Raw genomic sequence first — 23,484 nt, forward strand, 5'->3', positions numbered from 1 at the left:
CGTTAAACCATGTACATCGCGCCATTTACATGCAAAGTCTCGCCAGATACATACGCAGCCGCGTCAGATGCTAAATAACACACTGCCGCTGCTATCTCATCAGGCTGACCTAATCGACCTGCTGGTACATTAGCAAGGGTGGCCGCTTTTTGTTCTTCTGTTAGCTCATCGGTCATATCAGTTTGAATAAAACCAGGGGCTACTACATTTACTGTAATGCCGCGTGATGCAACTTCGCGTGCAAGCGATTTAGAAAAGCCAATAACACCCGCTTTAGCTGCCGCGTAGTTAGCTTGCCCTGCATTACCCATAGTGCCCACAACTGAGCCAATATTAATAATACGGCCGTTCTTTTTCTTCATCATTGGGCGTAATACCGCTTTAGATAAACGGAAGATAGAGCTTAAGTTAGTGTCGATAATATCGTCCCACTCACCGTCTTTCATACGCATTAATAAATTATCACGGGTAATACCTGCGTTATTTACAAGTACGTCAACATCGCCTAAGTCGGCTTTTATTGCTGCTAATGTAGCCTCAATCGATGCAGGATCGGTTACATTTAAAGCATAACCCTTACCGTTATCACCTAAGTAATCGCTAATTTTAGCCGCGCCTGACTCACTCGTAGCAGTACCTGCTACTTTTGCGCCTTGCGCTACTAAAGTGTTTGCAATTGCTTTACCAATACCACGGCTTGCGCCAGTAATTAGGACAACTTTGCCCTCTAATGAAAATAAATTAGTCATTTTATATTCTCTTATTTTGCAGCGTCGATAGCAGCAGCGTCATTTACTGAGCCACATACCATTGCTTTATCAATTCGTTTTGCAAGTCCAGTTAATACTTTACCTGGGCCAAATTCGTAGCTTTGCGTAATGCCTTGAGCAACTAAAGCCTGTACTGTTTCTGTCCAACGAACTGGGCTGTATAGTTGACGTACCAATGCATCTTTAATTGCATCAGCCGAGCTTTGTGCTTTTACATCAACATTATTAATTACATCACACTTAGGTGTATTAAATGTTAAAGCGGCTAAATCGTTGGCAAGTTTTTCAGCCGCTGGTTTCATTAGTTCACAATGTGAAGGCACGCTCACACTCAGTGGTAAGGCACGTTTTGCGCCGGCATCTTTACACGCTTGTGAAGCTCTATCAACAGCAGCTTTATGCCCTGCAATAACCACTTGCCCTGGTGAGTTATAATTTACCGGTGAAACAACTTCGCCTTGTGCAGACTCTTCACATGCTGTTTTTATTTGCTCATCGCCTAAACCAATAATGGCAGCCATAGAGCCTACGCCCGCAGGCACAGCTTCTTGCATGTATAAGCCACGGTTTTCAACAAGTTTTACCGCTTCACCTAGGCTAATAACCTCACTACATACCAATGCAGAGTATTCACCTAAGCTGTGACCAGCCATAACCACATCCACATCTGGGTTTGCAGCTAACCAGTGGCGGTAAATTGCCACGCTTGCTGTTAATAAAGCAGGTTGAGTGCGGTGAGTTTGATTAAGTTCTTCTTCTGGGCCATTTAGTACAAGCGCTGCTAAATCGTAGCCAAGTGCGCTTGACGCTTCGCTAAAGGTTGCTTTTACAATGTCAGAGCTCTCTAGTAGCTCGCTTAACATGCCAACGCTTTGTGAGCCCTGACCAGGAAATAGAAGTGCAATTTTTTGTGCCATACTTTGCTCTTTTTAATTAAACAAAAATTTAGTGTAACTACGGCACCTAAACGTTATTCGGCCGCCGAGTTTTTAGAATGTGTTTTTTCGAAAATAGCGGCTATTTTATCTGGAAGTTGACGTTCAACCTCTTTTACCGCTTCATCGATTGCTGCTTGAAATGCTTTTGCTGATGCATTTCCATGGCTTTTAACGACAATACCGCGCAATCCTACCAGAGAAGCGCCGTTATACTGGTCGGGGTTCACCCGATTATAGAGTTTTTTTATGATAGGACTTAAAATAAACGCCATGCATTTGTAAATTAAGTGCTTTTCTAAGGCGCTTGTAAACTTTTTCATGATCAGTTTAGCAATGCCTTCGCAGGTTTTTAATGCAACGTTTCCGACAAACCCTTCACACACAATGACATCGGCTTTCCCCGAAAAAATATCACTGCCTTCACTGTAACCCGTGTAATTAATATAAGGGCTTTGCTGCATAAGCTGCGCTGCTTGCTTTATGCCTTCATGGCCTTTTATGTCTTCAGAGCCAATATTAAGTAAACTCACTTTAGGGTTGTCGCAGCCAAGTGCTTGGCCTGCTACTACCGAGCCCATAATGCCAAATTGATAAAGTATTTCTGAATCACAATGCACATTAGCGCCTAAATCAAGCAGATAAACTGGATTTTTTCGCTCTGTAGGAACGGCCGATATTAATGCAGGGCGTTTAACGCCAGGCAGCATTTTTAATACGTAATGAGCCATAAAAAATAAAGCGCCGGTGTTACCCGAGCTTACACAGGCTTGTGCTTCACCCGATTTAACTAAATCAAGGGCGACACGCATAGAGGAGTCTTTTTTAGAACGCACAGCTAAAGCGGGTTCGCAAGCATTAGTGACAACTTCGCTGCAATGGCGAATAATTAAACGTGGGTGTGAAAGTGAATCGAGGGATTCTAATTGTTTAGTAATTACTTGCTCGTTGCCACATAAAATGAGTGTTAAATTGGCATGAGCATTTACTGCGCAAACGGCAGCGGGGATAGATGAACGGGGGCCATAATCGCCCCCCATCATATCTAACGCTATGGTTAGATTAGTCAGCATAAAGCAATCTCTTAGTTAGAAATTACTTGAACGCCTTTGTAGTAACCGTCAGCAGTTACATGGTGACGACGATGAGTCTCACCTGAAGTTTGGTCAACTGTTAAAGTTGGACCGTTGATCGCATCGTGTGAACGGCGCATGCCGCGTCTTGCACGAGACTTTTTGCTTTTTTGTACAGCCATTAGTCTTCTCCTAAGAATCTTTCTTAAGTTGTTTCAAAATATCAAATGGATTTGGTTTATCATCTTCCGCCTTTAGTACACCAAAGCTAGCAGGCTTTGATGAGTAATTGCACGAAGCTTCGTTGTGTGTAGGCACTAATGGCACTGCTAAAATTAGCTCGTCTTCGATTAACTCAAACACGTTAATTTCACCGTTTTCATCAAGCGCTACTTCATCGTAGACTTCAGGAAGATCATCTGACTCAGCATCCAAACCAACAGGCGAATACATAAAGTCTTGATCCAAATCCAACCCTAAATCATCATTACAACGCTGACAAGTTACAGTTACGTGTGTAGACAAATTGCCACTAATCACAACTAAACCTTGCTCATCGGTTTTGCACTGAATTTTTACCGCTATTTCACCTACTTCTTCCTGTACAACACCTCGTAAACGAGCAAGTTTTTCAAGCGGTACAATACCATCGTAAGTTAAACGGTGTTGCGCTGCTTTCCCAGGATGAAGAGTGATGGGAATTTTTACCTTTTGCATAGGGGCTGCATCATATAGATAGTTAATTGGTTAGTCAAAGCAAAAAAGCATTTTTACATGGTTTTTCACGTGTTTTCATTACGGATCTGATTTATCCTAACTCAAACTAATTTTAATTAGGATAATAATTTATGAAGCACCCGCTTATATTAGCGTCAAGCTCGCCATTTAGGCAGTCTTTATTGCAAAAATTTAATCTGCCATTTAGTACTTTTTCGCCTGATATTGACGAAACCGCCATACCAAACGAACCCCCTGAGCAACTTGTTAAGCGCCTAAGCGAGCGCAAAGCGCGTGCCGCTTGCGATCATTTTGTTAAAGGCCTTGCAATCGGCTCCGACCAAGTGGCCGTATTTGATGGGCAAATACTTGGTAAACCTCATAATAAAGAAAACGCCATAAAGCAGCTTTCTTTGTTTAGCGGCCAAACTGTCACGTTTTTAACAGGCCTGTGTGTTTACGATATTGCTAGCGATAAAGCAAAAACGTTAATAGAGCCTTTTGAAGTAGTATTTAGAACACTCACCAAAGAGCAAATAGAAGCCTACTGCGATGCAGAACAGCCTTATAACTGTGCTGGGAGCTTTAAAAGTGAGGGGTTAGGGATTTGCTTATTTGAAAAATTAAACGGAGACGATCCTAATAGCTTAATAGGCTTGCCTCTTATTAAACTCAGCCAGCTATTGGCTGAGTTTAATCTCGACATACTCGCCGCTCAACCTTAGCCAAGTAGTATGCGTTGCAGCTGCTGGTAATTATCAACGGTTGCAACGGGGCTAAACTCACTTAACTGCGCTGCACTGTGTACGCCCATGGTAACGCCAATTCTATCTATGTTGGCAGCCTGTGCCATGGCCATATCTATTTTGGTATCCCCAATCATGAGTGCTTCGTCGGCATTTATTGCTAATTCAACTAATAGTTGTTCAAGCATATCGGGGGAAGGTTTAGAGTGCGCTTCATCGCTTGTGCGCGTGGCACTAAAGTAATGCCCTAACTGAGTTTGCTCTAATAAACGCATTAAACCATCACGCCCTTTACCAGTGGCAATCGCTAAAATAACCCCTTGTGCTTTTAACGCACTTAGTACATTTTCTACATTATCAAATACAGGAGTGGCAGTCGTATCAACACGGTATTGCTGTTTATAGCCGTTAATTAATGCGGGATGATGCGCTACCTCGTCAGGAAATAGCACCTCAATAGCAAGTTCAAGCGACATACCAATAATATTTTTAATTGCAGTGTCGCTCGGCGGCTCAATATTAAGCGCCAGCGCACTGTGACGAATACAATTAACAATTTTGCTAATTGAGTCCATTACAGTGCCATCCCAATCAAAAATAACCAGTTTATATTTTTTTAATACAGCGGTGGCCATTACGCTTTAGCATCTCTTAATTTTAAAATACAACTTTTAAGTGCGTTATCAAGCGGCGCCTCTACGCGCATGGTAGTTTCATTTTTAGGGTGATAAAAGCTTAAATCGTGGGCGTGTAAAAATAAGCGGTTTAAGCCTATTTTGCGCATTGATACATCAAACCCTTGGTCGCCGTATTTATCATCGCATGCAATAGGGTGGCCTTTACACTGTGTATGAACACGAATTTGGTGAGTACGCCCAGTCACAGGTGAGGCTTGCACTAACGAGCACTCGTTAAAACGCTCAAGTACTCTAAAGCGAGTATGTGAAGGTTTACCTTCGTTATTATCTACACGCACCACGCGCTCGCCCGACTTGAGGGTGTTTTTACGCAGCCCTTCCGTTACATTTTTAACCGACGAATCCCACTGCCCTGTTACCAACGCCCAGTAATTTTTTTCCATTGTTTTTTCACGCAGCTGCTCATGTAATGCGGTAAGTACCGAGCGACGCTTTGAAATTAGTAAACACCCCGATGTGTCTCTATCAAGCCTATGTACTAGCTCTAAACTGCGCTCATCTGGGCGTAATACGCGTAGTGCTTCTATTAAACCGTAGCTTAAACCACTGCCGCCATGTACAGCCATGCCCGAGGGCTTATTAATTACAATAAGGTATTTGTCTTCAAAGAGTATTGCGTCTTCTAATTGCTTCACTTTATCAAGCTTTTTAGGCACAAACTCTTCGCGCTCTGCTACTTTAATTGGCGGAATACGCACTACATCATCAAGCTGTAATTTGTAAACTGGTTTAATACGCTTTTTATTAACGCGTACCTCGCCTTTACGTAAAATTTTATAAACAGCGCTTTTAGGCACCCCTTTTAAATGGGTAATAAGAAAGTTATCAATACGCTGACCTAAATGGTCTTCGTTGATTGTGACAAAAGTTACTTGTAAGCCGGTTTTTTCTGACATTGCCTAATCACTGATTTAAGTAAAATAATTTAGTTGCTAACACGGTTATAATAGTGGGATAATCAGCAGCGCAAATATTTAGTATTTGCAAATAACAACGGTGCTTTTTAACACATTAAAACATTCGTGATGCACATTCTGGGTAGCCGATCATACAGATCCGAGTTAAGTTTTCCAAAGCTTTTATGCCTACTCAGTTAACACGTGCGATCAACTAACAGTAATGCGCGTAATATATTACTGGTTAAGTTTGAACATGAATTTACATTTAATGTAAAAATAAAAGCAATGAACAAATAATTTGTTTGATAGTGACGACGTAAAAACGTTGTTCAGCATTTGCTCACACGTAGTACCGTATAGCAGCTTATTTAGAACTAAAAATCTAGCAAATAAGCGTTTATTAACATTCGGCAGCGAACTTTGCTCGCAAGTACTTAGAAAATACTCATCGTATTTAAGTTACTTAACGAGCCCTACGCGCCTAACATAAACGTACTAAAAAGATTGATATGACAGGCCAACTTCTGGGTAAAACTTGTAAAGAGCATAAGAGCCGACAGTTTTAGCACCATAAAGAATTTAATAACGTAAGCGTACGTTATTGTTAGCCAGCATTTAAAAAATACTGCATACACATTACAGAGCGTTCCGTTACAGACCCAGTCGTGAGGCTGCACATTCTAAAAAAAGGAACAACTGAACAGGCGAACACGTTTCGTCATGTCAGCGACAAAAAATAAGTAGAGTAACAATATGAAACGTATGCTAATCAATGCAACGCAGCAAGAAGAAATGCGCGTAGCACTGGTTGACGGCCAGCGCCTATATGATTTAGATATAGAAAGCCCAGGTCACGAACAGAAAAAAGCCAATATTTATAAAGGCAAAATCACACGCATTGAACCCTCTTTAGAAGCGGCTTTCGTAGATTACGGCGCCGATCGTCATGGTTTCCTTCCTTTAAAAGAAATTGCTCGTACTTACTTCCCACAAGGTTATACTTTTCATGGTCGCCCAAATATTCGCGACGTGATTAAAGAAGGCCAAGAAGTAATTGTACAAGTTGATAAAGAAGAGCGCGGCCAAAAAGGCGCAGCACTTACTACCTTTATCAGCGTAGCGGGTAGCTACTTAGTGCTAATGCCAAACAACCCTCGTGCAGGCGGTATTTCTCGTCGTATTGAAGGCGATGAGCGTACAGACCTTAAAGAAGCACTTAGCCGATTAGAACTTCCTAAAGGTATGGGCTTAATTGTACGTACAGCAGGTGTTGGCAAATCGTTTGAAGAATTAAACTACGATTTAAAAGCACTTTTAGTACATTGGGATGCAATTCAACAAGCAGCCGACAGTGCTAAAGCACCGTTTTTGATTCACCAAGAAAGCAATGTGATTTTCCGCGCTATTCGCGATTATTTACGTCGTGATATTGGTGAAATATTAATTGATAAACCACGTGTATTTGAAGAAGCTAAAGCGCACATTGAGCGTTTTCGCCCTGACTTTATGAGCCGCGTAAAGCTTTATCAAGGCGACACGCCATTGTTTACGCATTACCAAATTGAAAGCCAAATTGAGTCTGCGTTCCAACGTGAAGTACGTTTGCCTTCAGGTGGTTCAATTGTAATTGACCCAACAGAAGCGCTTACCTCTATTGATATCAACTCGTCTAAAGCAACAAAAGGCGGAGATATCGAAGAAACAGCACTGAATACTAACTTAGAAGCGGCTGATGAAATTGCCCGTCAATTACGTCTTCGCGACTTAGGTGGCTTAATTGTTATCGACTTTATCGATATGACACCGCCACGCCATCAGCGTGAAGTAGAAAACCGCTTAAAAGATGCCGCTCGTCCAGATCGTGCGCGTGTACAAATTGGTAAAATTTCGCGCTTTGGTTTACTTGAAATGTCGCGCCAGCGTTTGCGTCCTTCACTAGGTGAAGCAAGCCAAGGCCCATGTCCGCGTTGTAGTGGCCAAGGTACTATTCGTTCTAACGAGTCTATCGCCTTGTCTATTTTGCGTTTAATTGAAGAAGAAGCAATTAAAGACAACACAGCACAAGTAAATGCACAAGTGCCTGTAGCGGTTGCCGCTTATTTATTAAACGAGCAGCGCAGAAGCGTTCATCGTATTGAAAAACATCATAAATGTGATGTGGTTATTATTCCTAATCAACACATGGAAACACCACACTACGAAGTGATGCGTTTACGTAAAGACGAAACACTAGAAACAGTAAGTTACGAGCAAGTAGTTGCACCTGAGCCAGAGTCGTTCGAAATGGCTAAACCAGCAGCTGCGCCTGTTCGTGAAGAGCCGATGCTTAAAGGTGTTGTTATGCCTTCAACGCCAGCGCCACAAGCTAAAGTAGACAAACCAGCAGCGCCTGTTGCTGTACCTAAGGTTGAAGGTGGCCTATTGGCTGCTATTGGTAATTGGTTTAAGTCGTTATTTGCTGGTGAAAGCGAAGAAGAAAAGCAAGCAAAAGAAAAAGCTGAGCAAGAAAAGCAACAGCAAACACGTAATAACAATCGCCGTGGTAACAGTGACAACCGTCGCCGCAATAACAACCAGCGTCGTCGTAATAACTCACGCTCTAAACCTCGTGGTGAACGCCCTGCTGAAGAAGAAGTGAAAACTGAATCTACCGCGAACGAAAGCCAAGAGAAAAACGAGAACCGCAATAAGCGCCGTCGTAATCCTAACTCGCGTAAGCGTAACGATAACCGTAATAACGACAATCGTACCGCCGACAAAGAGCAAGTTAAAACAGACGCAAAAGCGAATGAAACTGAGGCTAAGCAAAGCACTGAGCCTAAAGAGCAGAAGCCAAAAGTTCGCCGTCAACGTCGTAATGTTCGCAAAAAAGTACGTATCCAAGATGAAAATACTGAGCAAGTAAAAGCATCTGATACGACTGAGCAACCGCAGCAAAGCACTGAAACAGCTAAAGTAGAGCAGCCTAAAGAGCAAGCGCCAGCAGCAAAGCAAACTGCAAATGAGCAAAAGTCAGAGCAAACAAAACCTGCACCTGTGAAAGAGCAAGCGCCTAAGGCACAACCTGAGCAAGAAGAAAAGCCAGTAGCTGCAGCGTCAACTGACGAAGCAAACTCTGAAGATGAGCAAGGGCAAACACGTACGCGTTCACGCCGTTCTCCTCGTCACCTTCGCGCTTCGGGCCAGCGTCGCCGTCGTCCTGAACAAGGTGAAGCTACAGAAGAAAAAGCAGATGAAGCACCGGCATTTGTGCCAGTAGCAGATCAAGCTGCCGCTGAGTATGAGGCAGAGCTAAAAGCAAAAGCTGAACAGCCAACCTCAAACGATGCATCAGAAAATGTTGAGCAAGCGTTAGCTGTAGAAGATTTAGCTAAAGTTGAAGCTGCCCCTAAAGCAGAACAACCAACAGCCAATGACGATGCAGTACAAACTGTTGATCCTGAAACAGCTGAAGAGCCAGTTGTTGTTACTGAGCAACCAATAACAACATCTGAGCCTGTTAAATCAGAGCCTGAAGTAGCTGAGCAACCAGCAACACCAGAGCCTGTTAAAGCTGAGCCTGAAGTAGCTGAACAACCAGCAACACCAGAGCCTGTTAAAGCAGAGCCTGTTAAAGCAGAGCCTGAAGTAGCTGAGCAACCAGCGAAACCTGAGCCTGTTAAAGCAGAGACTGAAGTAGCTGAGCAAAAAGATGCCAATGCAAAAACGGTTATTAGCAAAGGGGCTGCAAGCGCACCTATGGCTCAACCGACACCAGTTGCTGATAGCGACGTAAAGCATACATCAGTTGCCATGGCACACGATAAACGTGAGTTAGTTCCTGATAGTGGCTTACGCGCAGGGTCAATTAAACCTGCAGGTCGTGCTAGTTCAGACATGACTAAAACAATGAGCGCTGAGTAACCCTTAGCCTCATTAAAAAGCCGCGCTATGTAAAAATAGCGCGGCTTTTTTGTTTTAATACCTGTCTTGTCCTGAAATGTATTTTCTCATTTGCTCCTCTTTCACTTCTCTTTGTGCAATAGATCTTCATTAGCAAAAATAAATAGCTGCGCTGCTTCTCGCGCAAGCAAGCTTTGCGCCTACAGCCTAAATTTAGCATCGTGGCTATTTTTACTTGTGGACGCACAACTTGTTGGCGTGACGGGCAAAGCCCGTAATAAAGGATTTATCCTCGAAGAGATTTAGAGACGCTGCGCTTTAGAGCATTAGTAAAACTAAATTAAAGGTAATAAAAAAGCGCGATAAAAATATCGCGCTCTTAAATCGGCTTTTAACTAGATCAAATGAGTTTACTCACTTTCACTTTCCATAAAGCGCTGTAACTGATCTTTTAAGTTTGGTGGAATGCCTTTAATAACCAGTGTATCGGTCGCTTCATTGTAAGTTACGCGCTCACCTAAATGTTTACGCTCAAAACTAACACTAACACCGCCCCCTAAACCCGAAAACTTAACCATACTGGTCACCGTTTTTTTATCGACCGGGAAAGAGTCTTCTAAATCGTAGCTTTGCTCTTTGCAAAAGTTATCAAACGGGCTGTCGTCACCTTTCGTTAGCGTAGCCGAGAGCTCAGTAACGCTTGCATCTTCACCCGTGGTCACACAATCGTTACAGTAATCAAATACTTGCTTACGTAACTCGTCTTTTTCTGATTTATCGAATGATTGCTCCGATAAATAGTCTTCAACGGCATTAAGCATCACTTGGCTTTGCTGTTTAGGGTCTATGCCCTCTTCACAACCTAAAAAGTCTAAGAAAAAGTCTGCTACTTTTCGCCCTGCTCGCCCTTTAATAAAAGAGATATAGCGATTGTCCTCAGCTTGAGTATCCCACGCGGTTAAATCGATACGTGCAGCTAGTTGCATGCGCGATATATCTAAGTGGCGCGACGCTGCTAAATCAAGCTCAGAGGTCATGCTGTAGTGCTCTTTAATATTGATCATAGCTATTAGCATGTAATCAGTAGCCACATACTGATAATGACAAAATACTAAGTAGCCTGTTTCGCTAAAGGCATATTTATCTAACTCTTCTTTTAAAACAGTGGATGCCTGCTCGGTCATGTGCCAAAAGCCTAACTCGTCATTACGATAGCTTTGCATTGCCGAGGCTACAACACTGTTTTTATCACCACTAAATGCACAGTAACCTTTACCTGGCTTTGAGTTGTATGCATGATGAAGTTGTTCGATAAAAACAGCGACTTTATCGTTTATCACCATTTCATCGTTTCGTAGGTGAATTTGCGTATCGTCGTCTTTTTTGTCTACATAATGAACGACTAATTTTTTAACGTCTGTTGTCATCTTTGTTTTTCACGCCTCTGGTGTTAAAATACGAGAATATAACTCTTTTATTGAACCAACTGATGCCAATCTTATCAAAATACTCTAATGAAGAAGTAGAACAAATCGTCGATCAGCTCATTGATGTGCTAACGCAACACAATGCGCCGGTTGATTTAAGCCTTATGTGTTTAGGAAATTCTATCACGCATATCCTAAAAGAGCATGTACCTGCAGGGAAAAGACAAGCCGTAACTGAGAACTTTGCAAAAGCACTTGCTCAGTCGGTTAAATAAATTATATGAATTTATCGCAGCACAATCAGTTTTCGTCAAAAGCGAGTCAGTTATTAAGTTGGGGCCACTGGTTCACTTTTGCAAATATTGGTTTAGCGCTTTTTATTAGCCTAAGCTTTTTATTTGCAGATTCACCGCCAACTAGCTTTATGGGTATTACCTATATGTTAGTGACGTGGTTAAGCCATACGAGCTTTATCGCTTTTTTAGCATTTGTGCTGACGGTATTTCCTTTAAGCTTAGTTTTTCCCTACCCTCGACATATTCGAGGTATGGCTGCCGTTATTGCTACGCTTGGGGCGTCTATTTTAACGCTTGATGCGTATGTATACGTTAATTTGGGTTATCATTTAAGCTCTTCTGCGCTACCGGAAATCATTTCCTTACTGTGGCATCGTCTAACTAGCTCGCCCGCCCTTACTACATTGTTAGCCGGGGGGATTGTTTTACTCATTTTAGGCTTCCAGTTAGTTGTAAGTAACTATACATGGCAGCACTTAGCGCGTTTAAAACAACTTAAGTTTGCACGTTTTGCCAGCTCGTTTTTAGTATTATGTTTTGCACTTAGCCACAGTATTCACATTTGGGCAGATGCAAATTTAAAGTTTGATATAACGAAGCAAGATAACGTTTTACCGCTGTCGTACCCTACGACCGCTAAAAGCTTATTAGCAAAAAATGATTTGCTCGACATTGAAAGCTATAAACAAGCTCACAATGTAAGAATTAATAACCAAAATATTAATTACCAAATACCTGCGCCAATGCAAAAATGTGAAGATTACACTGCGCAGCAAGTCGATATTTTTGTATTTGATACCAACGAGCAGTTAAAACGCTTTGTTGCCAAGCATAAAAACCTACATAAAACTGATCAGTTTTTACAGCCAACACACCATGGCGATAGCTTGTTTAGTTTAGTGTATGGCTTACCTTCTTTTTATAAGATGGCTATTTTATCAGAGCAAACCTTGCCCGCGTGGCAAAGTCAGCGCAGAAGCATAGAGCTAGCTGGAATTGAAAAGCTAAACTTTATAAACGATCAAGCGCATTCAAACAGCGCAATTAAAGTCATTAAAGGTGAAGATAATCCGTCTCCTCGCAGTGACGACACCCATATTTTTGCGTTTAGCTTAGCTAATAATAGCTCGGAAGTAGTTACATCATCGGTGTTATACAGTTCAGATAAGCGAATAGCCAAGGTAGATGGGCTTATTCAACCCAGTGATATTATTGCAACCAGTGTAGGCCAGTACTTAAACTGTAAGTCTGTGGTTAAACAAACCATGCTAGGTGAAAACCTGTATAAGAAAAAAACGGACACTGGCGTTAATTACTCGCAAGGCGTAGTTATTGCTTACAAAAAAGATAGAATTACGCTAATAGATTCAGACGGTAACTATAAAAATATATCTGCCGCTGAAGGTTTTTCTATTGAGCAAAGCCTCGATATCCCGTTTTTAGTACAAAGTATTAAAAAGCTAAAAACCTACACACAATAGCCCTATCCCTTAACCTAGCTTGCTATAACACCAAGCTAGGTTATATTTACTAAATCATAGTAAACGCTCAGGGATGAAATTAATGCAAAAACACACACTTTTTTTATGCGCAGTAATGGTATGCCCACTTTCTCTGCATGCGCAAAATGCCACAACTTACTATAAATGCGTGACAAAAAACGGCACTATCTTTTCGCAATTCCCTTGTAACGATAACGCTACCGCCTACACAATTAATACAGTATCGGGAATTAATACTGCACCGGCGCAAGATTACACAAAAGAGTTAAACGCATTAGAGCGCGAACGGATTGTGCTTGACCTGCAAGCTGAGCTGAGAAGTAATACTAATAAATTAGCGATTATAAAACGTAAAAAAGACCGCGCAGAGTACAACCAACAACAGCGCCTCAACCGTATTTTAGATGACGAGGACAAAAAGTTAATTAGCAAAGATATTACCAAGCAATTAAAAATAATAAATAAAGATCATAAAAAGCAAACCACCGAAATTGAAAAGCGCATTAAAAAATTAGAGAAAAAAATAGCCTCCTACCAATAGCATGGCTTTTGCCATCACACTCAATTATGCTTTAAGCTAAAAGTATAAAAACTGAGAATATTTATCTTGGTTTTAAACTTAAAATAACATAACCTTAACAACTATAGAGTTAAAGCTCTAACGTGTATAACACTACAGCACCACTAACATTTATAAATGCTGTACTAAAATCGTTATATACACTTTTTTAAGGAGTGTTTATGCAGCCACGCCACATAGCTGAATTAATTTTAACGGGTTTTAAAAAGCATTATCAGCTGTTTCAAAAAACCACCGCGCAAGCCCCGCTTGCCTTTGCAAAGCGCGATTGGCAGCAAATTAATGAAATTAGTAAACTGCGTATTAGTTACTACGATGACAGAGTAAACGAAACCACTAAAGCATTAAAACAAGCACAGTTAACTGAGCAATTAAATGAGCAACTTTGGCTTGAAGTAAAAATACTGTACCAACGCTTTTTATGCTTTCATCCTCAAGCTGAACTTGCCGAAACATTTTATAACTCAGTATTTTGCCGTTTGTACCACAGACGCTATTTTCATAACGACTTTATATTTGTACAAGCCACATTAAAAGATGCCCCTGCCATTCCTGTTGAGGCAGAGTACCGCAGCTACTTTCCAGTGGTGGATGGTTTAAAGCCCACAATAAAGCGCATTATTGAGCATTTTGATTTTAAAGCCCCGTTTGTAAATTTAGAGCGCGATATACGTTTGCTCGTAAAGGCATTTTACAAACAAGCGCCAGACACTCACCACCAGCCTTGGCAAATGCGCTTTGATATTTTGCACGCGCCTTTTTATCGTAACAAAGCTGCTTACATAGTCGGCCGAGTGGTCTCTCAAAGCGGTGTGCAGCCTTTTATTATTGCAGTACTGCACCATGAAGATAAAGGCTTATACCTCGATGCGCTATTAACCAAATCATCGCAAATGCGGGTTATTTTTGGCTTTGCACGGGCTTATTTTATGGTTGAAACCCATGCGCCCTCAGCCATGGTGCGATTTTTAAATCAACTTATGCCTAATAAAACACTCGCTGAGCTTTATAATGCCATTGGGTTTCATAAACAAGGTAAGACAGAGTTTTACCGTGAATTTTTACATCACTTGTCTCACTCAGACGATAACTTTATTATAGCGCCAGGCACACCAGGCATGGTTATGATGGTATTTACGCTGCCCTCTTTTGGCTATGTATTTAAAGTAATTAAAGATAAGTTTGGCGAAAGCAAACCGTTTGGCCGCGATACCGTGCTTAAACGCTATCAACTGGTAAAAAGCCATGATCGGGTTGGTCGCATGGCCGATACCATAGAATACTCTAACGTCGTATTTCCTTTGGCACGCTTTGATAGTAATTTACTGGCACAGCTACATAAAACCATTGGCTCATCTATGGTAATTGAAGGCCCGTGGCTTATTATCAAGCATTTATATATTGAAAGGCGCATGACACCGCTTAATTTATTTTTAGAAAACGCCAGCGAAGAAAGTGCTGCCGATGCAATAGAAGAGTACGGCCAAGCACTTAAAGAAATGATTGCGGTAAATATATTCCCAGGCGATATGCTGCTTAAAAACTTTGGGGTAAGCAAACACAAGCGCATTATTTTTTACGACTACGATGAGGTTCAATACCTAACAGATATGAACTTTAGGGCCTTCCCTAAGGCCAAAAGCTATGATGATTACTTAACTGATGAACAAAGCTACTCAGTTGCGCCGCAAGATGTTTTTCCTGAGCAACTTTGTACCTTTGTTATGCCAAACCCAAAGTACAAACAGTTTTTGCTCAGTACACACCCCGAGCTTGTTGATGTTAGTTTTTGGAAGCAAGCTCAGCAAAATATAAAAAAGGGTCATGTTAGTCACATATACCCATACCCGACAGCACAACGCTTTATTCATCACTGGTAAGCGTTAAAGGACACACAATGAACATAAGTAAAATAGATTTAAATTTGCTGGTTTACCTCGACACCCTATTACGTGAGTGTAACGTAACCCGCGCCGCTAACCAGTTAAGTATTACTCAACCAGCTATGAGTAACGGCCTTAAGCGTTTAAGAAACTTGTTTAACGACCCAATTTTGGTACGTACCAGTGAAGGTATGGTCCCCACAGAGCGTGCTATAGAGCTGCAGCCGGTTATTCGCGGTATATTAATGACCCTAGAAGAAACCCTCGCACCTAATCGCGAATTTGAAGCCAGCCAAAGTAAACGTGTTTTTAGAATAATGGCCAGTGACTATGCAGCCAGTACATTAGCGCCAAAGCTTTTAAGTAAACTTCATGAAGAAGCGCCCGATACAACCCTAGATATACTTACGCCTAGTGATGTAACATTTCATGATGTTGAAAATGGTAAAGTGGATATGGCAATTAACCGCTTTGAAAACCTTCCGCAATCTTTTCATCATAAACGCATATGGAAAGACAGCTTTTGCTGCTTAGTAAAAGCCGACAACCCAATTATCGAAAACTTTAGCCTAGACAGCTATTTAAAAGCCCGCCATATATGGGTAAGTAAAACCGGCTTTGGGGTCGGCGTAGGTATGGACCCTAAAGATGTACAAAAGCTAGGTTGGGTAGATGAAGCACTTGCCCATTTTGGTAAACACCGAAATATTGCCACGTTTACCCGTAATTACCACGTAGCCATTCATTTAGCAAAAGAGCAAAATTTAGTGGCGACCTTACCTTCAAAGGCTGCCAATATTTACTTAGATGATGCAGGCCTTAAAATTTTAGAGCCTCCATTTCCTATACCACCTTTTGAACTAGATATGATTTGGAGCCCTTTACTGCATCGCGATGCAAGTCATATTTGGTTACGCCAAAAAGTAGCCGAAGTGGCGGATGAGCTTAAATAACCTTATTACAAAAGCCATGTAAAATTTGCGAGGTTGTTTTATTTTAAATAGCCTTGCAGCTTGCTGAATAAAGAAATAATCAATAATTACAATAGTTTAAAAATTAAAATGAAATTGGAATGGCCTTTGCTTTGGTTACTATGAAACTTAAATTCATGTAAAGAGAGGTCATTATGAATACCCATCAAGGAACAGAAGCAACTCATATTACTGACATCATCCAAGTAATGAACAGTGGCATTGATTTTTATCAAAAAGCGCAAGAGAAAGTTGAAGACCCAGCCATTGGCGCATTATTTCAACGCATGATTGACGCACGAAAAGTAAGTGTTGAGCGCTTACAACCTTATGCTGTTAACGAAAAAGGTGAGCGTGAAGACGGCTCTTCTTTTGCTGTAGAAGCACGCAGAGCTTACACAGCCCTACTTACTACGTTTAGTTCTCATAACGATAAAACATACGTTAAAGAGCTTGAAGAGGTAGAAGATAAAACACTTGAAGAAATTAAAGCAGCGATGGATAAACCACAGCCAGCCGACTGTGAAGCAGCCTTAGCGAAAACCTTGCTAACGATGCAAAGCTGCCACACCGAAATGAGCCGTATGCAAAAGCATTAATTTTCAATTGCATATATTTAAAACCCAGCCTAGCCGCTGGGTTTTTTATTATTTCAACGTCCAGTTTAAACCCTGCTATGTATAGCCAAGTCCAAAATGCCTCATTTAGTATTATCAAAGCCATACAGGGGGTATACCAATCCGTAATAATGTTTAATTAAGCGAATTGGTATAATTTAACGCTGAGGTAAGGCGCAACACAATAAAAAATCGCGGTTTACAAATAAATGCTAAAAAGGCTAAATACAAAAAAAGGGCCTTACGGCCCTTTGAACTTAAATAACATAAGGGAGTGTTATTTATTAAAAACGGTATTCTGCACCTACATAGTAATAAGCACCATTAAAGCCAAATGGCGCTGAACGGCGAGAGTATTCAAATACCCCATCGCTGCTTACAATAGTATTGCCATTTGAATCTACAATTGTGCCCGAGCGTGAGTTACCAATGGTGTTTTTATCTGGGTACACGTCAAATAAGTTATTTGCACCAATATTTACAGATAAATCTTCAGTCACGAAGTAGTTAACTTTAACGTCAATTAAAATTTCTGCACCGTAGGTTTGGCGCCCGCCATCTTCTACTGTGTATTCACCAAAGCGGTTGAGTGAAAGGTTTACAGTCCAATCACCACGCTGGTAAAGCGCACTTAAGTTGATGCGATCTTCTGGTTGCCACTCTTCAATAATTGAAATTTCTTGATCAGAGAAAACATCTTCAACAGGTACGGTTTCAAGCCCTGAGCCCGATGGCGTAAATAACGATACCACCTCAGTTTCAGTAAAGTTAGCTGCTAAAGTAAAATCAAGCGTGCCACCTAACCCCTCGGTATTCCAAGTAGCTACAAAATCAATACCCGAAGTTTCGGTATCTGCACCATTTAAGAAAAACTGCCCTGCACCTGCGCCTGAGCTGATTAATGCAGCATCTAGGCTTGAAGAAAGCCCTTTGCCTAAACGATTACTAATTACTATGCGGTCGTCAATATCAATTGAGTAGTAATCCACAGTAACATTAATGTTATCCGTTACGTTGTAGACAATACCTAAACTACGGTTTTGCGATTTTTCTTCTTTAAGTTTTGGAATACCTAAACTTTGTGCAAGGGTTGAATCGTTTCTGAATGTACCTACTTCTTCAGCAACTAATGAGCCGTCTTCAGCCACAACAAATTGTGTGCTGATATTGTTAAAATACAATTGCTGCATTGATGGCGCTCTAAAGCCTGAGCTTAATGCACCACGCAGTGACACATCATCAGTAATTGCCCAGTTACCCGCAAGCTTAAAGTTTACCGTGTCGCCAAAGCCTTTGTAATTATCGTAACGCAGTGCGCCTGATAAAATGACATCTTCAATTAGGTAGGTTTCTGCATCAAGGTAAAACGAAATTACATCGCGTGACTCATCAACCGATGATGCCGGCGAAGAACCACCAAAACCTTGCGTGCCGCCAGAGGCATCTTCAGAGCCTACACCGCCACTTAAACCACTATAAATACTTACCCCATCAAGGGTGTCGTAATCACGATAAGCATATTCGCTGCCCTCTAAAATACGGTATTCATCGGTACGAATTTCTGCACCCATAGCCAATGAGTAGTCATCAAAGTTTTGTGTAAAATCTATATTAATGGTTTGCAGTGATAACTCCATGCCATAGGCATAGGCTTCACGCGGAATAGTACTACGAATATCAGCGGCACTTAAACCTTGCTCGTAACGTAAAAAGTTAGCGTACGAGGCATTGATTGTGTCACTTGTTGTGTAATCAATGCTGTTTTCACCGTAGGTGTACGATACATCTAAACTTGCATCGTTATCAAAGTCGGTTTTGTAACCAAAGTTGTAAGAAATATCATCAATTGTGGTATTAATTTTAGGTAAAAAGCCTAACGGGATAGTTGCATCGTTGTCTTGTAAAACAGGGTTACCGCCCGCATTTGCATTATGACGGAAAAACGCTGCTGATTCGTTATCGCGCGTTGAATAAGTAATAAAGCCATACAGCTCGCCATCACCTAACTCATACCCTGTATTAACGGTTAAGCCAAATTGTTGTGAGTCGGCATCGCCAATACGAAAAGTGTCTCTGTCGGCGGTCAATTCACGCGGATCGCCTGCCAGTAAAGTACCGTCGCTAAGCTCTGTACACCCATAAAACTGACACGAGCCGTGCAAACCTGCGCGGTTAGTAGGCGAGCGGTCGCGGTAATTAAGTGTTGCATTTAAGTAGCCGCTATCACCTAGGGCAAACCCTTTATTAAAATCAACGTTTACTGTTTCGCCATCACCCTCTGAGTATTGGCCGTAATTAACCGCTGCTTTGCCGCCTTCGCTACCATCTTTTAGTACAATATTAATTACACCGGCAATTGCATCTGAGCCGTATTGCGCTGCTGCGCCGTCTCGTAAAACTTCTATACGTTTAATAGCTGAGGCTGGAATAGCATTCATATCGGTACCTGCGGTACCACGCCCTACTGAGGTATTGATATGAATAATACTTGCCTGATGGCGGCGCTTACCATTAATAAGCACAAGTGTTTGGTCAGGCCCTAAACCACGCAGTGTTGCAGGTCGTAAGGCGTCAGTGCCGTCACTGATTGACGAGCTTGAAAAGTTAAATGAAGGTGCAATAGATTGCAACATACGGCCAACTTCGGTTTGGCCTGTGTTTTCAAGTGCTTCAGCACTTAAAATATCAACGGGTACGGGTAAATCTTCTACTGAGCGCCCTGCTACGCGGCTACCTACAATAGCAATTTTTTCTATTTTCTCTTGTGCAACATCCTCTGCTGCATTCACACCGTGTGAATTTGCTGCAAGCAATGCTGGTAATACAGCTGCACTAACCCCTGAAAGCTTCATCATGTTGTTATCTTTCCTATTGATTTGTTTGAGTTTTATACTCAGTAAACCATTTTGATCAACAACCGCATCGAGCTCAGTCCCACTTAATAATGCTTGCAGTGCATCTAATTGGGTATAAAAACCATAAACCGAATTTGCTTGGTAATTTTTTGCCAACTCATAAGAAAACACCACGGTTTGCTCTGTTTGTTTCGCAAATTCTATTAAGGCTTTGTCTGCTCGCTGCGCTTGTATATCAAATTGCACCATTTGCCCAGTGGTCTGTGTTGCCCCTTGCACACTCAAGCTAAAAATAGCCGGAGCAAGTACACTTAAACCACTAAATAAATGCGTTTGGTTACTGCGCAATTTATATAAACAGCTGACAAACAAAATTCCTCTATAGTTTTTTATCTTTTTTTTAAACTTTTTTTTACTAATAACATTTAAAGATGCAACTTCACCTAACATTTGTTTGATATGCATAACATTTCTTATGATTTAGTTTGCTGTGTTAGGCTCACCATATGTTCACCTAAACGCTCATGCTCAATTGCAAAGTTAGTCTGTAAACTCTCAAGTAGCCCCTCAACATCGCCAGCTTTAAAAACACCCGCCACTTTTATATTGGCAAGCTCATCGCTTGAAAGCTCAAAACGCGTAGAGGTGTAACGGCTCACTTCATTTAATGCATCGCTTAAGTGCTCACCATTAAAAATTAACATGCCATTTTGCCACGCTAAATCACGCTGTACGTCATCCATAGAAAGCTGCGTGATAGGTTTAGTAATACTTTGCTCTATAATTGCTTTTTCACCAGAGATAACAATATTGGCATTGATTTTACGTACTTTTTTAGCGTTATTATCAGCCAGTTGGTAGTCTTTAAAATCGTTGGCACTTACAGCAACACTTGGGTCGGTGATCATCACTTTACCTTCGGTTACAACCAGCTCTAAATCAGAAGAGGTATTGCGTTGTACATTAAATACAGTACCAAGTGCCGTAAAGCTCTTATCGCCAGCCATCACACTAAATGGGCGCGATGCATCTTTTGCTACATTAAAACGCCCTTCACCCTTGCTCAGTAATAACTGACGACGCCCTTTGCTATAAGCTACCTCTAATAGGCTATTCGTGTTTAATTGCACTATGGTGCCGTCGGGTAAAACATACGTGGCTTGTTCGCCCACCTTCGTTGTATATATTTTGGTGTAATTTATTTTAGCCAGCTCTTCGTTGTAGCCGTTTTCAAGGTTAATTAATAAGTAACTACACACCATTAATGCTGCAAATAAGCTCGCGGCAATCGCACTAGAAAACGCCCATCTTTTTTTCTGGGGCTGTTTTACACTTCTATGCGGAAATAAACTGCTTAACTCGTTTAATACGGCCAATTCATCCCATAGCTGCGCAAGTTCGTAGACGGCATCTTGATGGGCGGTACTTTGCATCATCCAAAGCTTAAATTGCTCTTTTTCAATTTCGCTTAAGCCCCTATCAATTGCGCTGATCCATTGGCAGGCTTTTTCTAAAATTAAATCTTTTGATGTGAATTGATGAACATTACTCATTTTGCTGCCCTCTCAATTGATAGAGCCGAATTACAAGCAGAATTATGTGCCGCAGATTGGTTATGATTTTGTTCATGTTCTTTCATGTATAACATGGTTTGTAATAAACCTTTGGCAATGTGTTTTTCTACTGTGCTTTCACTTAATTGCATGTGCTGGGCGATTTCTTTTTGGCTCATACCGTACACTTTTTTAAATATAAAACATTTACGGATAGAAGAATTTAGTTGATCCGTTGCTCTGCAAAAAAGTAAAAAACGCTCTTTTGAGGTGTACTCATCCTCAAGTTGTGAGGATTTAAGCAGCGGGGGTAATTCTGCGTCGTGCTCTAACGAGTCATTAAACTTGTTATCCCACTTGGCTATATGATTAAGCGCTAAGTGCTTTGCAGTTTTAAGCATGTAACTGCGTCTAAACTGAATATCTTGTTTTAAATCAGCTTCGTAGCTTTTAATAAAGGTTTCTTGCACAATGTCTTCTACGTCATCGGGCTGTACAATACGCGACACAAAGCGTTTTAACTGCTTAGTGATATCAACAAACGTTGATGTCATATTTACTTTGGTAGTCATCCTTAACATAGGCCTATTGTTATTTTTATTACCGATAGATTACGAGTTTTTGGCATAAAAACAAGCGCAAATGTTAATTTAGCGTTGTTTAGGTGGGTTTTGAGTAAACAGGAGATCAAATGAGTAAATTATTAGATTACATAAGGCTCAGTTTTTTTGCAGCAGGTTTACTATTAGGGGTACAAATACCAGCCTTTGTAAGCGACTTTGGGCACGCTTTAGATGCACATTTAATTGAAGCGAATAACGCATTAGCCCCGTTTAAAAAAGATGCTCAAAACTACTTTAACAACGATTTAAACAAGTTAATTGCCCACTATGAAAATATTGGTGATGATATTGTTGGTAAAGGGGCTACCCATATTAAAAGCCTCAATAATCGCCAGCACTCTTTACAAGCGGCAGTTAATAACTTTCACCAATCGCCCTATTTATTTACTTTAACCAGCGACTTTCTCACTATTAAAAAGCAAGTATGGCAACGCTTTGAAGGGCAAATAGTGTTAAAAAAAGACTCCATAATAGCAGCGCTTGTTAGCGCCATTATTATTGCTATTTTTGCTGAGTTTATTGGCTTTGCAACCTTATTCATTATTAAGCGCGGGTATTACCGCTTATTCATAGCTGGCAAATAAAGACTTCATAAACTCATAAAACACCTCGGTTTTACGGGTTGTTAAGCTATTTTGAGGCCGTAAAAACCACACCGGCGCGTCGCTTTGGGCCATTACATTGGGCATCACCTCTACTAAGTTTCCGGCACTTAGCTCATCGTTAATCGCAATTTTAGATTTAATGGCTATGCCATGTCCGGCAAGGGCTGCTTGCGTCATGTTATCGGAATTAGAAATAGTAAAGCGCGTTTTGGCATTAAAGGTGTGTATTTTATTATTTTCATCATACAGTTTTAACTGCCTTTGCCAGGGTAAACACACCCAATAGTGCGTGCTCAGTTCGCTTAGTGTACAAGGCATACCATGCTTTTTTATATAACTTGGCGCTGCACATAAAATACGGGAGTTGTTGACAATTTTACGAGAGAGCAGGCCAGAATCGGTTAATTGCCCTACTCTAATTGCCACATCTTGTGCATCATCGACCACATTGACAAAATGATCAGTAATTAAAAAGTCGAGCTTTAGTTGCGGGTATTGGGTTTCAAACTCGGTCAACTTAGGCATAACATACTTTGAAAAAACCCACGGTGGCATAGTCACACGTAATAACCCGCTCACCGAAGAGCTTCGTGCGCCAATGCTGTGCTCTGCATCGTGCAAGGCTTCTATAATAGCCCCTACGCGATGATAAAATAGCTCACCGGCGGGCGATAACCTTACTCGTCTACTGTCTCTAAACACTAACACGGTTGAAAGCTCGCGCTCGAGCTTGTTTAACCTGTGGCTTACTGTTGCCGGCGACAAACGTTGCTCACGCGCAGCTGCAAGCACCCCTTTATTTTCTACGACGGCAATAAATGTTTCTAGGTCACTTAAATTATACATACATTT

General features: G+C 41.2%; 21 protein-coding genes. 9 read left to right on the plus strand and 12 right to left on the minus strand.

Features of this window, described 5'->3' with window-relative positions; translation table 11 throughout:
* Nucleotides 1-2: 2 nt before the first annotated feature.
* From fabG to yceD, 5 genes are read right to left on the minus strand one after another with little or no spacing between them, the layout of a single operon-like run.
* Nucleotides 3-749 carry a 3-oxoacyl-ACP reductase FabG gene (fabG, locus tag MSC25_RS03320; RefSeq protein ID WP_096041886.1) on the minus strand — a complete coding sequence of 249 codons (747 nt, stop codon included), beginning with the start codon at nucleotides 747-749 and terminating at the stop codon, nucleotides 3-5.
* Nucleotides 750-760: 11 nt separating this feature from the next.
* Nucleotides 761-1,687 (minus strand): ACP S-malonyltransferase, encoded by a 927-nt coding sequence (fabD, locus tag MSC25_RS03325; RefSeq protein WP_054982359.1) that lies wholly within the window; start codon nucleotides 1,685-1,687, stop codon nucleotides 761-763.
* 53 nt (nucleotides 1,688-1,740) lie between these two features.
* The gene (gene plsX / locus MSC25_RS03330) at nucleotides 1,741-2,778 is read right to left on the minus strand and encodes a phosphate acyltransferase PlsX (RefSeq protein ID WP_096041887.1); all 1,038 of its coding nucleotides are present in this window, start codon (nucleotides 2,776-2,778) and stop codon (nucleotides 1,741-1,743) included.
* Between the two features lie 11 nt (nucleotides 2,779-2,789).
* Entirely contained in the window at nucleotides 2,790-2,960 is a 171-nt protein-coding gene (gene rpmF, locus MSC25_RS03335; protein WP_004587686.1) for a 50S ribosomal protein L32, read from the minus strand.
* Nucleotides 2,961-2,970: 10 nt separating this feature from the next.
* Complete coding sequence (gene yceD, locus MSC25_RS03340) at nucleotides 2,971-3,495, minus strand: 23S rRNA accumulation protein YceD (RefSeq protein WP_004587685.1); 525 nt, start codon at nucleotides 3,493-3,495, stop codon at nucleotides 2,971-2,973.
* A 131-nt stretch (nucleotides 3,496-3,626) separates the two neighbouring features.
* On the opposite strand from yceD, the gene MSC25_RS03345 reads away from it, so the two are divergent.
* Entirely contained in the window at nucleotides 3,627-4,220 is a 594-nt protein-coding gene (locus MSC25_RS03345; protein WP_029772049.1) for a Maf family protein, read from the plus strand.
* On the opposite strand, the gene MSC25_RS03350 is transcribed toward MSC25_RS03345, so the two are convergent.
* A complete protein-coding gene (locus tag MSC25_RS03350) occupies nucleotides 4,217-4,876 on the minus strand; it encodes an HAD-IA family hydrolase (protein ID WP_096041888.1) in 660 nt (219 codons plus the stop codon). The two genes, MSC25_RS03345 and MSC25_RS03350, sit on opposite strands and share 4 nt — an antisense overlap.
* Nucleotides 4,876-5,835, minus strand: a complete 960-nt coding sequence (gene rluC, locus MSC25_RS03355) for a 23S rRNA pseudouridine(955/2504/2580) synthase RluC (RefSeq protein WP_004587682.1) — start codon at nucleotides 5,833-5,835, stop codon at nucleotides 4,876-4,878. The genes MSC25_RS03350 and rluC overlap by 1 nt, the downstream gene beginning before the upstream one ends.
* A gap of 756 nt (nucleotides 5,836-6,591) precedes the next feature.
* Here rluC and rne point away from each other — a divergent pair.
* Nucleotides 6,592-9,741 (plus strand): ribonuclease E, encoded by a 3,150-nt coding sequence (gene rne, locus MSC25_RS03360; RefSeq protein WP_248442562.1) that lies wholly within the window; start codon nucleotides 6,592-6,594, stop codon nucleotides 9,739-9,741.
* Between the two features lie 389 nt (nucleotides 9,742-10,130).
* Here rne and yejK read toward each other — a convergent pair whose 3' ends face one another.
* Entirely contained in the window at nucleotides 10,131-11,147 is a 1,017-nt protein-coding gene (yejK, locus tag MSC25_RS03365; protein WP_024032606.1) for a nucleoid-associated protein YejK, read from the minus strand.
* A 62-nt stretch (nucleotides 11,148-11,209) separates the two neighbouring features.
* Here yejK and MSC25_RS03370 point away from each other — a divergent pair, with 62 nt between their 5' ends.
* The 6 genes from MSC25_RS03370 (at nucleotide 11,210) to MSC25_RS03395 (ending at nucleotide 16,978) form a co-directional block, all read left to right on the plus strand.
* A complete protein-coding gene (locus MSC25_RS03370; protein ID WP_004588923.1) occupies nucleotides 11,210-11,422 on the plus strand; it encodes a DUF1414 domain-containing protein in 213 nt (70 codons plus the stop codon).
* 5 nt (nucleotides 11,423-11,427) lie between these two features.
* Nucleotides 11,428-12,924 (plus strand): DUF3413 domain-containing protein, encoded by a 1,497-nt coding sequence (locus tag MSC25_RS03375; RefSeq protein WP_064386469.1) that lies wholly within the window; start codon nucleotides 11,428-11,430, stop codon nucleotides 12,922-12,924.
* An 82-nt stretch (nucleotides 12,925-13,006) separates the two neighbouring features.
* A complete protein-coding gene (locus MSC25_RS03380) occupies nucleotides 13,007-13,486 on the plus strand; it encodes a hypothetical protein (RefSeq protein ID WP_029772054.1) in 480 nt (159 codons plus the stop codon).
* Between the two features lie 200 nt (nucleotides 13,487-13,686).
* Nucleotides 13,687-15,405, plus strand: coding sequence for a bifunctional isocitrate dehydrogenase kinase/phosphatase (aceK, locus tag MSC25_RS03385; protein ID WP_096041890.1), 1,719 nt, complete (start codon nucleotides 13,687-13,689; stop codon nucleotides 15,403-15,405).
* A 17-nt stretch (nucleotides 15,406-15,422) separates the two neighbouring features.
* Nucleotides 15,423-16,361 carry a LysR family transcriptional regulator gene (locus MSC25_RS03390; RefSeq protein ID WP_024032602.1) on the plus strand — a complete coding sequence of 313 codons (939 nt, stop codon included), beginning with the start codon at nucleotides 15,423-15,425 and terminating at the stop codon, nucleotides 16,359-16,361.
* A gap of 173 nt (nucleotides 16,362-16,534) precedes the next feature.
* Nucleotides 16,535-16,978 carry a PA2169 family four-helix-bundle protein gene (locus MSC25_RS03395; protein ID WP_096041891.1) on the plus strand — a complete coding sequence of 148 codons (444 nt, stop codon included), beginning with the start codon at nucleotides 16,535-16,537 and terminating at the stop codon, nucleotides 16,976-16,978.
* A 302-nt stretch (nucleotides 16,979-17,280) separates the two neighbouring features.
* On the opposite strand, the gene MSC25_RS03400 is transcribed toward MSC25_RS03395, so the two are convergent.
* From MSC25_RS03400 to MSC25_RS03410, 3 genes are read right to left on the minus strand one after another with little or no spacing between them, the layout of a single operon-like run.
* Nucleotides 17,281-20,316 (minus strand): TonB-dependent receptor, encoded by a 3,036-nt coding sequence (locus MSC25_RS03400; RefSeq protein ID WP_248442564.1) that lies wholly within the window; start codon nucleotides 20,314-20,316, stop codon nucleotides 17,281-17,283.
* A gap of 8 nt (nucleotides 20,317-20,324) precedes the next feature.
* On the minus strand, nucleotides 20,325-21,404 hold the full coding sequence (locus MSC25_RS03405; protein ID WP_096041892.1) for a FecR domain-containing protein: 1,080 nt from the start codon (nucleotides 21,402-21,404) through the stop codon (nucleotides 20,325-20,327).
* On the minus strand, nucleotides 21,401-21,976 hold the full coding sequence (locus MSC25_RS03410) for an RNA polymerase sigma factor (protein ID WP_004588915.1): 576 nt from the start codon (nucleotides 21,974-21,976) through the stop codon (nucleotides 21,401-21,403). Before MSC25_RS03410 ends, MSC25_RS03405 begins: the two co-directional genes overlap by 4 nt.
* A gap of 119 nt (nucleotides 21,977-22,095) precedes the next feature.
* Between MSC25_RS03410 and MSC25_RS03415 the strand changes: the two genes are divergently transcribed.
* On the plus strand, nucleotides 22,096-22,611 hold the full coding sequence (locus tag MSC25_RS03415) for a DUF2937 family protein (RefSeq protein WP_248442566.1): 516 nt from the start codon (nucleotides 22,096-22,098) through the stop codon (nucleotides 22,609-22,611).
* On the opposite strand, the gene MSC25_RS03420 is transcribed toward MSC25_RS03415, so the two are convergent.
* The gene (locus MSC25_RS03420) at nucleotides 22,591-23,478 is read right to left on the minus strand and encodes a LysR family transcriptional regulator (RefSeq protein ID WP_248442568.1); all 888 of its coding nucleotides are present in this window, start codon (nucleotides 23,476-23,478) and stop codon (nucleotides 22,591-22,593) included. The two genes, MSC25_RS03415 and MSC25_RS03420, sit on opposite strands and share 21 nt — an antisense overlap.
* Nucleotides 23,479-23,484: the final 6 nt, after the last annotated feature.

Origin of the sequence: Pseudoalteromonas sp. 1CM17D (genome assembly GCF_023161805.1) — a bacterium.
In the GTDB taxonomy this organism is placed as follows: domain Bacteria; phylum Pseudomonadota; class Gammaproteobacteria; order Enterobacterales; family Alteromonadaceae; genus Pseudoalteromonas; species Pseudoalteromonas atlantica.